At 45.3% G+C, this 14121-nt stretch carries 8 protein-coding genes; all 8 read left to right on the top strand.

Annotated elements, in window-relative coordinates:
- The coding region (locus tag AB4Z17_RS17245; protein WP_441961039.1) for a hypothetical protein at positions 1-334 on the top strand (334 nt) is incomplete at its 5' end.
- Between the two features lie 102 nt (positions 335-436).
- Positions 437-5545 carry an S-layer homology domain-containing protein gene (locus AB4Z17_RS17250; protein ID WP_441961041.1) on the top strand — a complete coding sequence of 1703 codons (5109 nt, stop codon included), beginning with the start codon at positions 437-439 and terminating at the stop codon, positions 5543-5545.
- Positions 5546-5964: 419 nt separating this feature from the next.
- Positions 5965-6945 (top strand): ABC transporter permease, encoded by a 981-nt coding sequence (locus AB4Z17_RS17255; protein ID WP_441961043.1) that lies wholly within the window; start codon positions 5965-5967, stop codon positions 6943-6945.
- A 100-nt stretch (positions 6946-7045) separates the two neighbouring features.
- Entirely contained in the window at positions 7046-7852 is an 807-nt protein-coding gene (locus AB4Z17_RS17260; RefSeq protein ID WP_083681751.1) for a carbohydrate ABC transporter permease, read from the top strand.
- A gap of 79 nt (positions 7853-7931) precedes the next feature.
- Positions 7932-9545: an extracellular solute-binding protein gene (locus AB4Z17_RS17265; RefSeq protein WP_441961045.1), complete on the top strand. Its 1614-nt coding sequence runs from the start codon at positions 7932-7934 to the stop codon at positions 9543-9545.
- Positions 9546-9597: 52 nt separating this feature from the next.
- Positions 9598-11940 (top strand): helix-turn-helix domain-containing protein, encoded by a 2343-nt coding sequence (locus AB4Z17_RS17270; RefSeq protein ID WP_441961047.1) that lies wholly within the window; start codon positions 9598-9600, stop codon positions 11938-11940.
- Between the two features lie 26 nt (positions 11941-11966).
- Entirely contained in the window at positions 11967-13037 is a 1071-nt protein-coding gene (locus AB4Z17_RS17275; RefSeq protein WP_441961049.1) for a TolB family protein, read from the top strand.
- 1 nt (position 13038) lies between these two features.
- Positions 13039-14121, top strand: coding sequence for a glycoside hydrolase family 88/105 protein (locus AB4Z17_RS17280; RefSeq protein ID WP_441961051.1), 1083 nt, complete (start codon positions 13039-13041; stop codon positions 14119-14121).

The raw sequence follows: 14121 nt of genomic DNA on the forward strand, positions 1-14121 counted from the left end.
GGATACTCGTATTAAGGCAGTGTACTCATCCTGTTTTTTCAACGATCGCTTTAAGTATGATTGGTCTGATTTTACTTGGTTTAATGCTGGCAATACGTTTCTAGACGCAGAAGTAGCTGGATTAATTTGTCCGCGATTTCTGCATATTGAGGTGGGCAAAAAGGATGAGCTGTTCCACTATGCGCATGCGCGTAAAGAGCTGGACAAACTAGCTGAGCTTTATGGGCAGTTGAATATCATGCACCGATTGTCGAGAGAAGTATTTGATGGAGCTCATGAGCTGGACATAAACGATAGAGCAATGGAGTGGTTCTGCCAAGCGGTCCGAATGTGAAATATTCCCCCTGCGACTTTCGAATACTCCATTTACCATATTGAGTCGACATCATATCATCATTAATGTAAGCGCTTTAATAAAAGGAGAGGGGTTTTAATCATGAGGAGCAAGAGGTTTAAAGCTTTAAAGAAGGGGATGACATGGACGATTGTCTTCCTCTTATTATTTTCAAGCTTACCGGTTATATCGAATGGGGCAGCATCTGACGAGAACACTTTAAGGGATGGTACCTCAGAGGCAGATGCTTACTTGTGGACAGAAGGGGAAGACTATTTATCTGTTTCTCCAGGGGGATATTATCGGAACGATGAATCGCAAGCAAGCGGAGGAAAGTTCCTCGCTTTGCATACGAATACGCCAGGCACATCTGCGACTGCAGAGTATGAAGTAGATATCCCTGAAACAGGAAACTACGATATATGGGTGCTGGCGACCGGCATGAGTCTTTGGATGTCTGCGTATAGCTGGAAGCTGGACGAGGGCTCGTATAATGCACCTCCCGCAGTTACGGAAGGGGCGATCTTCGTTTCAGAGGGCATGCCCTTTTATTGGCATAAACTAGATAGTACCGAGCTGACTCAAGGACAGCATAATCTAGTATTTTTAACGAACACTCCTCGGCAGGGGGCAAACGATAGTTTATATAATCAAGGGATCGATGCCATTGCCATCGTACCTGTTGACTGGGAATGGCAGCCGAATGGTTTGAATAAACCGGCAGCTCCCGTTATACCTGAACAGCCAGTGGATGAAGGTTACTCATGGACAGAAGGAGAAAATGCTGATTCTGTACAGGGAGGTTATCATGGAACGGCTGATTCACTGGCAAGCGGTGGCACCTATCTCTTGCTGCAAACCAATACGCCAGCTACCGCGGCAACTGCGGATTATCAAGTGGATATACCTCAAACAGGAAGCTACGACGTCTGGGTGCTAGCAACCGGCATAAGCATTTGGATGTCCCCTTGGAGCTGGAAGCTGGACGAAGGTTCCAATGCAACCCCGCCTGTTGTGACGGAGGGTTCCATATTTGTGGCTGAAGRTATGCCCTTCTACTGGCATAAATTAAGCAGCGCAGAGCTAAGCAAAGGACAGCATAACCTAGCGTTTTTAACCAATACGCCAAGGCAAGGAGCAAGCGATGGTTTGTACAATCAAGGCATCGATGCAATCGCCGTCGTACCTGTCGGTTGGGGATGGCAGCCAAATGGTTTAACTAAACCTTTTGATAAGGGAGCCGTTAAATATGAATACGTAACAGGCACGCTAGATAAAGCGTTGGCGAATCGTGAAGAGCAAGTAGGAGTTACGGTTACGAATAAAGCCATAGCGCGAGTCAATGCAACCTTAAGCTTCTTCGTTGAATTAGTTTATGAGGGAGAAGTTGTATCACGGGCGGTTAAGGAGTTTAATAAAACAGCTTGGGCGGCTGGCGAGGAGCATACGGAAACGATTCAGTTAACGGTCCCGTTTAATGCTCCAAAAGGAAAAAATGAAATCCGTACCGGTATTGTGGATAGTCATTATACTAATGCAGCTGATGGAGAGAAATCGCTTAAAGTAGGCAATTTGAATATCGAACAAGAAGATGCGAACACTGCTGTACCTGTGTTAGGAGCAACGATCACTAACTTGCAGCTGCAGCCGACCCAGACAAGTGCTAGATCATTTTCCGGGGCTGTTGCTTATCGACTGAATCAAGCCTTAGATTTCGATACGACAGCATATCTAAGCTTTTATAAAGGCGATGTCCTTTGGTATGTTGCCGAGCTTGCTRCTGTGAATACTTCCGGGCTCCAAGCTAATGTTGAAGCACAGGAACAGTTTAGCTTTAAGTTGCCGGAAGGAATGCCAGCCGACAGCTATACCGTGGAATGGGGACTCCACAAATTGAAAGCAGAGCAGGTGACAGCAGGGCAAGTTGAAGTAACAGTCGCTGCGTCCAGTACGAATTACAAGCCCTTAACGCACGGTACTTTTACCGATGGGAAGCTGGGGCAATCTCATTTCTGGTATGCTAACCAGTCGCATACGATGATTTGGGATGGCAAACCGTTCGTGCCGATCGGCGGTATGTTTACTTCGGATTATTTGCTCTTTTACTCCAAAACAGATGCTGCAGCCAATAAAGTCAACTGGGATAAGGATGTAGAAGTGCTGCAATATATGAAGGCACATGGCGCAATGGATATGTATATCAATACGGCTGTCATGGAGGTTCCGGCATGGGCATGGCAGAAAATGCTGGATTACTTAGACCAGGAAGGCTTTACTTACGGCCTGCAAGTTCAAGGAGCCCAAGGGTTGACCCTTTCCGCTTATATGCCAAGAGCGTATGAAGGAGCGGGTGTATTAAAGAAAGAGAATATCGTGAACAGCGGAGAAGTGACCTTAACGGTACCAACATCTCAAATCTCAGGCTATGAGGATGCTATATCAGCGCTGTATGTGGTCATGAATCCGGCTACGGGTGAAGTTATTCAATCCGGTGAAGAGAATATTCGGAAGGTGGGTTCCACTACACTTGAGCTTTACGCAGATGTTGTTCTTCCGAGTGCGAATAGTACGTCCTATACGGTTTATTTTACCCCTAAGGTTAAGTATTCTGGCCATACTTTGAGGAACATCTGGGATGCTGGAGATTCGATTATTAATAGTATGGTAGACACGCTTGGCAAGGTGACCTTGGGCCCCAATTTTAGACTGTTTGTTGATCCTGTTACGAACGAATCAGGAATATACAACAGCGACGAGGGTTACCTGTTCGACTCTCCCATATACAGTGCTCAATTTGTGGCTTGGTTAAAGCAGAAATACGCCACATTGAATGCTCTAAATGAGGCTTGGAAAATGAGCAGTCCCGTTGAATCTTATGAAACGGCGGCGCGTTTAGTGCCCATAGTTCGGGGAGAAGGATCGGCTGTGTGGAACAACCAATTGTATTTGGTTGACAAGGGTAACCCGGGTTCCACGTATGCGGCGGATGCTTATCACGGCATTTTATGGGATGATTTTGTCGATTTCAGAGAGGGCTCCTATAACGATTATTTAATGAAATTTGCAGATGCGATAAATAGTGTCGTTGACGTGCCCGTCGTGTTCAAACACGCTGGAACCACAAGGAAATACTTTATTAATGACAAGCAGACTGGAGGGATCGCGGGCGTTGGGGGAGAAATTTACGGCGATACGGAATACTTGGTGAGAGAACGATCCGGGTATACCTTTTCGCTAATCGAACAATCGGCACAAACCTTATGGTTTTTAACGACGGAAACGCAGCTGGACGAAAATATGGAACGTAAATATCAATCCGGCGAGAAGGGCTATCCGGACAAAGAAACGATGTTTAATCATTTTGATTCGGTATTGGAGGCAGGGAGCAAAGGCATCTATGATTTTCTCTTTAATTGCGATTACTTTACATCATGCCAAGAATCTTACGCTTATTATACAGCGAAACCGATCCAGTTCGATTGGCTCAAAGAATACAAGGATGCGATTCTAGCTCCTGATTCTCTAGCACATATTGAAACTTATCTACCAGAAGTTTATTACGTATATCCTGCTGGAGAGACATGGTGGATGCTGAATAGACGGAATGTCGTGCTCCCAGGTAATGATTATCGGGGCGGAGCCACGCTTCAAACCTTCGATAATAAATGGGTTGTGCCTACTTTTGATCCCAATATAGCTACGAATGTCTTAGTCGTCAGCTTGGAGGACGATCCAGCGACAACGCTCTACGGCGAAGCTCTTTTGGCACAGGGAAGCTTAAAGGCTGGCAAACGAAATACCGTCTATATGGGCTACCGCAAAAACCTAGGAGCGTTGCCAGAGATTGATGCCTATTTTACGAATGAATTTACGGTATTGGAGAATGGAACAACGGTACAGGTACTTAATCCAAATGCGACAAGTACGACACAGGTGCTTTATAGTTCGCCGGATGGCAAGGCTTGGGGAATTAGGGATGGAAAGCTTTGGGTTATTACGGATCCGAATTGGATTCAGAGCTTTAATGGGAATGAACCCAAAGGGCAAATCAAATATTTAGATCAATTAGACTTTTCGACAGACAGCAACAATGGTGGAAATAGCGGTAATAATGGCTCTAGTGGAAGCAATGGAAATGCAAATAGAAGCGTAGTGTCAGTTCAAAATGGTAAAGCGATGKTAAAGCTAGGCAGCGACGAATCGGTCGCATCGATACCATTAGCGCAAATTGGAGATTATCCTTTATCTGTGGAAGCGGGCTCGGTAATCGTTACTGTTGATCGAAATCTGCTCAATTCGTGGAGAGGACAGTTTGGTGCAGGGGCAGCAATTGAAGTCGAGGTTAAGCCAGTGACCGAATCGGGAGACATTCGGACTGCCTCCCAAAATGCAGCTGCACAAATAACGATTGCAGGTCAGGTATATGAAATTAGCATGAAGTTAAAAAAGACAGACGGCAGCGTGGTCGAAGTTAAAGGGGCAAAAGGCGGTGTAGAGATTACTTTACCCTATGATGCCAATGGTGTTGATGAGGAGCTTCTCGGGATTTACTACTATAACGAGCTGACTAAGGTTTGGGAGTATGAAGGTGGGAAGGTAAACAGCAGTGCCAAAACATTAACAGTTAAACTTCAGCATTTGAGCAAATATGCAGTTTTGGAATTCAAAAAGACGTTTAGCGATATGCTCACTACCCATTGGGCTTCAAGAACGATTCAAGTGTTGTCGGCTAAGCATATTGTGAATGGTGTGAATGATTCCATGTTCAAGCCTTCAGGCAATACGACACGTGCGGAATTTGTTTCTCTCTTGGTTCGAGCTTTAAACCTCGAAGCCTCTCAGGATGAGCAGATGTTTAAGGATGTAAAAGAGGATGCATGGTATGCAGCAAGCGTGCAAGCAGCTGTGAAAGTGGGCTTTGTTTCTGGCATCAGTCTCGATTTATTTGCTCCTAATGCGCCTATAACGCGTGCGGAGATGACCGTACTAGTTGCAAGAGCGCTAGACATGAATAAGGATACAAACCTGAACGCTCAGTTTGCGGACTCCAAGGACATACCTATTTGGGCAATGCCTTCTGTGGCAGCACTAAATGAAGCGGGCCTCGTGCAGGGAAAAGGGAATAATATGTTCCATCCGAGATCTAATGCTACGAGAGCAGAGGCAGCACAGTTCATTCTAATAATAATTAATCATTTGAGTAAGTCTTAATGAAGTGATCGACTATATAAAAGGATTAATAAATACGAGCGAATTTTTCAAATCATAAAATGTGGGCAAAGTTTATAGTTGAAACAAAAAGATCACCTAATACGGGTGATCTTTTTTTATTATTAGCGAGATGTTGTTCATATGAAAACCTTGTAGGCAACAATTTCAAGCGCTTCACAAGCTTGCCTCTCTAACTTCGACTTTGTATTCTGAAATCCCAGATCTCAAGTAAATAAAGGGATTTCAGCCGATAGATAATGAAAAAGGGATAGCATCACAAAAATGGAAGGTGCGCTTTCAGAGTGAAGGAATAGCAGCACAAAAAGTGGAGATTTCCGCATTCAGCTGTACATGTTACGTTAAGTTGGCAAGGCGTTGCTGAACAGAATGATAACATGCCAAAAGAAAGGGGGATTACTTTGAAGCAACATTCGCAGTCAGCGAATCTAGCTCCCATGCCTAAAATGCCCAAAGCAGGAGCAGGCTCGAGATGGATAAGATCCATGCGGAAGGAATTAAAACGCAATCGATTTCTTTATATGCTTCTAGTGCCAGTAGCCATCTATTTATTGCTATTTAAATACGCACCGATGGCTGGGGAAATCATTGCTTTCAAAAATTATCGATTATCCGATGGGATTTGGGGAAGCTCTTGGGTAGGGTTCCAGCAGTTTGAAAAGTTGTTTGCCAGTCGCGAGTTTTATATCGTATTAAAAAATACGCTGCTGCTTAACCTGTACAGCTTGCTCTTTGCCTTTCCTGCCCCGATTCTRCTCGCGATCATGCTCAATGAAGTTCGGGCGGAGTGGTACAAACGAACATTGCAAAACTTGCTCTACATTCCACATTTTATTTCGTGGATCGTCCTCGGAAGCATCATTATTGCACTGTTATCGCCATCTACAGGCATAGTGAATTATTTATTGCAGGCGTTTGGAATAGAGCCAATTTATTTTATGGCAGATAAGCTATGGTGGCCGGTGACGTTCATCGTGTCCGGTATTTGGAAAGAAGCAGGATTTGGGACAATTCTTTATTTGGCAGCGATGGCCTCGATTGATCCGACGTTGTATGAAGCAGCCAAAATTGATGGTGCCAATAAAATAAGACAGATCTGGCATGTTACACTGCCAGGCATTCGCAGTACTATTGCGATTCTTCTTATTTTGCAAGTAGGCAAAATGATGGACGTTGGCTTCGAGCAGGTCTATGCACTGCGGAATCCGGCAGTAACGAGTGTGGCCGAGGTTATCAGTACCTTCGTGTACACAAGGGGGATTGTCAACCTGCAGTACAGTTACACAACCGCATTAGGCTTATTCCAATCACTGATTGCGCTCATTCTTATTGTGTCGGTGAACCGAATCATTAAGGCGCTGGGAGAACGGGGATTGTGGTAAGGGATGAAAGGAGTGATGCAACCTGAAGCTTGGAAAACAAAGCGTTTTTTCGGTCATATTTCGCTGGCTTAACTACATCTTGCTGGCGCTGCTTGCCTACATGGCGTTGTTTCCGTTTATTAACGTGATTGCTGTATCATTCAGCAGCAGCAGGGCAATCAATGCGGCAGAAATTTTCATGTGGCCTGTTGATTTCAATGTGGAAGCTTATCTAAAGCTGCTAAAAGACGGCCAATTAATCGTAGCGATGAAGAACACCATCATCATTACGGTCATCGGCACCGCGTTGAATATGATTTTTACGATCATTGCTGCCTATCCGCTCTCTAAAGCAAGATTAAAAGGCAGAAATGTCATGCTGATGGCTATTTTATTTACGATGCTGTTCAGCGGCGGATTGATTCCTAATTTTCTGCTTATCAATAGCATTGGACTTACCAATACGTATTGGGCACTTTGGCTGCCAGCACTTATAAGCGCTTACAATATGTTCGTAATGAAGTCGTTTCTTGAAGGTCTGCCTGACGAGATGGAAGAATCCGCTGCGATTGACGGTGCCGGTGATTTCACTATTTTATGGCGAATCATATTGCCTCTCTCCAAACCGGTCATCGCTGCATTAACATTGTTTTATGCCGTGGGCTGGTGGAATTCCTATATGAATGTCTTAATCTACATTCGAAGTACGGATAAAGTGTCATTGATGGTGAAGCTGTACCAGATGATCGATTTGGTAAGTCCAGAACTGCTGCGCGGAAGCGGTGAAGGTGTGTCGCAAATCTCGATTACGCCGGAAGGCATTCGGGCTGCAGCAGTCGTGTTTGCTATCGTGCCGATTCTGTGTGTGTATCCATTTTTGCAAAAGCATTTTATTAAAGGCGTGCTGCTTGGTTCGATTAAAGGATAATGTACGGCATGAGCTGAATATCAAGGGTGCCAAGTATGCACATTTTGATATAAAAAAATTATTTTGTAGGAGGTCAAGTATGAAACAGAGGAGAATACAAAAAGGAAAAATGTTGCTTATGCTGGTTATGATCATGGCACTCTTGGCAACGGCGTGTTCCAACAGTGGGGAAAACAGCAGCTCTACGAGTACAACAAACAAGGCCACTGACAAACCTGCCAACGAGTCCTCTACAGGCGAGAAAGACCCCTATGATGGGATGCCTAAGAAGGTCAGCATTTCCACGTTTGATAGAGGAGCAGTGTCAAGCGATGAGGGTACCTATGAAGAAAATCGCTGGGTAAAATGGATTCGCGAGGAATCGGGTATTGATGTAACGATCGTACCTGTACCGCGTAACCAAGCACAGGATGCGCTTAACGTATTGATTGCATCGAAACAAGCGCCGGACCTGCTGTGGGAATATGACAGGACATATATTGGCAAGCTGGTCACCCAAGGAGTTATTCAACCGATCGGTGATTATATTGAGAAATACAGCACGACCTACAAAAAATATTTGGAAGAAAATCCGGATTTGCTGCCCTATATTACTTTCAATGGAGAAGTTTATGCGGCAGTGACGAAACGTGCGATTACCGGCATTGTAAACCATGGCATGTGGATAAGACAGGATTGGCTTGACGAATTGAAGCTTGAGAGGCCGACGACAGTGGAAGAGCTTGTTGCTGTAGCCAAAGCGATGAAAGAACGCTACCCAGACAGCACGCCAATAGTCGGTCATACGACATTCGATATTTACTCTGCTCTATATGCGGCAATGAACAATCAATGGTATGTGGAAGATGGGAAAATGGTATATGGTGCAACCCTTGATCGTTTTGGTGAAACGATTGAACTGGAGAAGCAGCTGTATGATTTGGGACTTGTTGATCGTGAATATTTAACGGATAGCAACAATCAGCGTGCAACCCAGTTGTGGACAACAGGTAAAGCTGGAATCTATATGGGGCAATGGGGAAGCGGCAATATGGATATTATGACGAAGGATCTGCTCATCAATGTGCCGGATGCAAAACCAGAGCCACTCGAGGCTGTAGCTACTTCGCATGGCAAATATGGTACGTATCAAGAAGCATCGCCGCTATTTTACGTCGCTTTCAATAAGGATATGAAAAACCCGAAGGCTGCGATGGAGTATTTGGACTGRATTTTGGAGAAGGGCTGGTTCACACTCGTGAATGGTGAGGAAGGCGTGCACTATGAGAAGGCAGGTGACGTTGCAAAGCGTCTGGATCCAGACAAATTTACAAAAGAAGTGATTTATGCAGGCGAATATGCGGTATTGCGTGACGAGAGCGGCTTTAAAGCTGAGAATTTGCTTGTTCAAGCGGCCAGCGATGATTTGTCACAGCGCATTGCTAAGCTTGATATGGAATCGCTCGATATTGCGTTGAAAAATGAGTTCCGCCGCGATATTCCATATCAGCCAAGCTTTGATGAAATTAATGAAATCCGTTCAACACTGGATACCTTCATTAAGGAAACACGTGCTAATGCCGTAACCCAAGGAGACAAATATACAGGTCAATGGGCACTGGACCAGATTCGCAAGGAATGGAAACGCCTTGGCGGTGAAAAAGCAGAAGAGATTGCCCAGAAGTGGTATGAAGACAATAAAGCCAGCTTCTAGATTCTTTTAGATAGCATTTGCGCGATAAGACAAAAATGAAGGAGGAACAGATATGAAGCTCGTACAAAATCGGCGGCTTGTAAAAGCGGTTGCAGTACTATCGATGCTGCTGTTCTTCCTCGTTTTTTCTTCTGCATTTTTGACGTACTCCGTATTCAACCGACAGCTGGAGCGGCAGTTGACCAGTACGAACATGGAACTGCTAGGACAGCTGGATCAGAAGCTGGAGCTGTCACTTAAGCATATTGATAAATCGGCAATTCAGCTGCTGAAGACGTCTGAGGTGGGACGGTTCTTCAATGATGAGCTGACCGATTTGGAGAGTAAGAACAATGCTTTCCGCGTATCCACTCTAATTACGAATGCGATTAATAGTATTGATTATCTCTTTTCCATCGATCTTTATTCCTATGGCACGCAGCGGCTCGTTTCAGGAAATGTATTGACTGAACAGGATTATAAGCTGGATTTTTCATGGATTCCAGAATTTCAGCAGTATGATGGATACTTCAATTGGATGTCGACTCGCAAGGTACAGCTTAATCATTCGCAATATCCGGTATACCGCAATGTTGTAACGCTGGTACGCTCTTATCCGCTTATTCATTCGTCAGGTACGCGGGAAGGTGCGATCGCCGTAAATATTAAGGAGGATCTGCTGTACGGCTTGATACGCAATACGGCTGCGATGGATAAAGGACAGACCTTTATTATGGATAGTGAAGGCGTCGTGGTGCTGCATGCAGACCAGAGCAAGCTGGGCAAGGACATTAGTGAATTTCCGTATATTAACCAAATATTGAATGCCTCGGAAACGAGCGGCCATTTTTCTGAGCAGGTTGAAAGGACAGCATCTTCCGTTTTTTATGTGAAGTCAGACTATACGGGATGGAATATTGTTCGGGTAGTGCCAGAAGCGCAGTTTCTAAAGCCGCTTTATGCCATTCGCAATGGCCTGCTTATTCTTGCCATTGTATTGTTTGTGGTGGCGACGGCATCGGCAGCGATGGTAGGCCGCTGGATTTTCAAGCCAGTTAATCGTTTTATTCAGGCGATGACTAGGCATTTGACAATCCATCCGAAGGAAGGAACAACACGGAAATATACGGATGAATTTCAATATTTCGAATCGACGGTACAGCATATTTTACAAGATCGGGAAGAGCTGCATAAGCAGGTGATTGAGAGCAAGCCGCTTATCAAATGGCAGCTGCTCACTGAATTGCTTTCTGAGAAACGCAAAAATATTGCAGTGCTGCAGCCTTATATGGATATGCTTGGCATTAGTTTGTATCTAGAGCATTATGTCGTCATGAGCATTGAATTTGACAACAAGCATGAAATTGCTTCGCCGCGGGATTTGCAGCTTTATGCCTATGCGCTCTGCAATGTAGCAGAGGAGCTGATGAATGCGGAGAGCCGCGGCATTGCAGTGGAAGTGAGCATTGGCAAATGCGCTGTCATTATGAGCTTCGGTGATCAAGATGATCCGCAGCGCCATATGATGCGGGCGGTCGCAGTAGCTGATTTAATGAAGGATTTCGCTCAGGAGTATTTTAACCGCACGATTACGATTGGCATCGGAGATATTGTTGAAACGGTCAACGAAATTCATCGCTCCTATAAGCAATCGCTTGAGGCGCTGAGCTATAAGCTCGTAATGGGGAGCAATTCGATTATTACGAAAGAGGATGTGTTCAGTGAGCAATCCCCGCAATTTTACCGATTATTTGCGATGACAGATGGGATTGTCGCTTCGGTTAAGGTGTCAGATACAGACAAGATGAAGCTGCAAGTACACAGATGGTTCGAATCGTTCACCGAGCATGTCGTGCCGCCGGAAATGATTATGCAGCTGATTGTACAATGCCTGATGAAGGCCGCGACAGCCTCTGTTGAAATTGGCGTTGACCCCGAGGGGATTTTGCCGGAGCAGTACATGGTTGAAATGTTGAACCAGTATGAGCAGCTGCACCATCTTGAGGCCTTTACGATACAATCACTCTCGAGCTTCATCGAACGAATTAAGGAAAAGCGAAGCAGCAGAGAACGAAATGATGTCATTGACAATGTGATGCTCTATATTCAAAAACATTATATGCGCAGCGACCTGTCGCTTAATTTGCTCGCGAGCGAATTTCATTTGAGCGTATCTCATCTCAGCAAGCTGTTTAAAGAACAGCAGGAATGCAATTTTATCGATTATTTGATGGAGACGCGCATGAACAAGGCCAAGCAGCTGCTGAAGGATACAGAAGAGAAAATACGCGATATTGCGGAGGGTGTAGGCTATACAAATGTGAATAGCTTTGTGAGATTATTCAAGAAAATAACAGGGCTAACGCCTACGGAATTCAGAGAGCGGGCGCGGAGAGAACAAGATGGAGAGGTTTGAAATATAGAGGAGAGGAAAGGTGAAGCATGATCATTCGCAAATTGAAGGATCCTTTAACGAATATCGCTATTCAGGCTGTTGGGAACCCTGGTACGGATACCGGCCAAAACTATTTTACAGCACAAACCTGGATGGCAGACAGCCGCAATATTATGGTCTGTACAGATATAGATGCGAGCTTTAAAGGGCGTTATGTTCTTTTTGATATAGAGACGGGTGCGGTTGAAACACTGATAGAAAACCTCAGCTGGGGATGCGGCGTTGTATCGTCAAATGATTATTTCTATTATTATGTCGGATCTGCGATTTATGAGTTTAATCTGCATACGATGCTGTCTCGTAACGTATGCAGAATGGAGGCTGGGACTGAGGTGTATGGTCCACTCTCCATCACAAATGACGGAAAGAAAATAGGGACTTACTGGAAACGCGGCGAGGAATGGGTAATCGGGATTGTTGAGGTCCTCACAGGTGAGGTCTCTGTTGTTGCTGCACCGGGGTTTAAAGAGCCCTACCCTATTGCGAATCATTCGATGATTAATCCTCGTTATGATCAGCTTGTTTTTTTTGCCCATGAGGGCAGGACAGACCATATTGCAGATCGTATCTACGTTGCGGATACAACGACGCGTGAGATACGTAATATTTTTCGCCAGCAGCGGCTGGATACAGGTGAGCATGTGGAATATGTGGGGCACGAGATGTGGGCAGCAGATGGGGAGTATCTGTATTTCGTCAAGTATCCGCAAAGCCCGCTAAAACCAACAGGAGTATATCGGGTTGAAAAAACGGGCAAAGATCATGAACTTATCAATGGCGACTACAGGTACTGGCATGTAGCGCCGAGTCCAGATGGGCGTTATGCCGTTGCGGATACGTTTGAAGAGGGGATGAAGGTAAGCAAAATCGTCCTCATCAATTTGGTGAAGCGAACCTCCAAGCTGCTGTGCGAGCTGCCTCTATGGAGAGATCATCCCGGGCATCCCCACCCCATGTTCAGTCCCGATAGTAAAAAGGTGTCGTTTACTTTTGCAGATGAGGATCAGCACTTATGGATTGGCATCATCGACATTGATCAATTAATTGAGGAGAACTGATATGACAGGGCAGATTGCAGAGGCAATGAGCAAGATCTACAGTTATATGACCGATGATCATCAGGGGAATTGGGGCATGGATATGAACCAGTGGGACTGGGTTCCTGGTGTCGGTATCATCTCAATTTTGGATTATGGTGAGAAGTCAGGGCAAGAAGAAGCGATCCAGTACGTAGAAAAATGGGTAGAGCAGAATAAGCATAAGGCCGATGCTCAGAAAGTAATTAATGCAATGGCGCCTTTTGCCGTATTTCCTTCCTTATATCGCCGCTCCGGAGAGGCTTGGCTGCTCGCCAAGTCACAGGAAATTTCACAATGGATGCTGAATGAAGCGCCGCGCACACGCGAGCGGGCTTTCGAGCACACCGTTACGGAGGCGGTAGAATTCCGTGAACAGGTTTGGGCAGATACGGTATTTATGGCTGTCTTATTTCTAGCTAGGCTGGCGAAAACGACGGGTGATAAACAGTTGGCTACAGAGGCACTAGAGCAGACCATGCTTCACTTGCAGCTGCTGCAGGATTCGAATTCGGGATTGTTATTTCACGGCTGGAACTGTGAGGCAGGCGACCATTTATCAGCGGTTCGTTGGGCTCGCGCCAATGCATGGATCGTTATGAGCATACCCGAGATTGTAAGTGAAATCAGCGGGTTAGCAGCCATACCAACAGAGCTTAACAAACGATATTCCACTCTTGCCGCTGCACTACGCTCTTGTCAGGCTGCAGACGGGCTGTGGCATACGGTGCTGGATCGCACGGATACGTATAAAGAAACCTCGGCAAGTGCTGGAATTGCATGCGGTTTTCTCAGAGGGGTCAACACAGGTATGCTTGACGCCTCATTTCTGGAGCCGGCTGAGCGAACGCTATCGGAAGTGTTGTCGCTAATTAATTCTAATGGTGAAGTTGCAGGTGTCTCGGGCGGAACACCTATTATGCCATCCGTGGACGCTTATAATCAGATTCCGATCTATCCTACACTTTATGGGCAAGGCTTAACTTTACAGCTGTTGTCAGAATTTAAGCTTTTGCTGACTTCTGAGCAAGCAAACGAAGATAACTCGATTACAGGTGAGGGATGA

The sequence above is a fragment of the Paenibacillus sp. TAF43_2 genome, from assembly GCF_052113545.1.
Classification (GTDB): Bacteria; Bacillota; Bacilli; order Paenibacillales; family Paenibacillaceae; genus Pristimantibacillus.

Coding starts and splice junctions, on each gene's coding strand:
- AB4Z17_RS17275 (WP_441961049.1), top strand. CDS start 11,967: ATGATCATTCGCAAATTGAAGGATCCTTTAACGAATATCGCTATTCAG.
- AB4Z17_RS17280 (WP_441961051.1), top strand. CDS start 13,039: ATGACAGGGCAGATTGCAGAGGCAATGAGCAAGATCTACAGTTATATG.
- AB4Z17_RS17270 (WP_441961047.1), top strand. CDS start 9,598: ATGAAGCTCGTACAAAATCGGCGGCTTGTAAAAGCGGTTGCAGTACTA.
- AB4Z17_RS17260 (WP_083681751.1), top strand. CDS start 7,046: ATGGCGTTGTTTCCGTTTATTAACGTGATTGCTGTATCATTCAGCAGC.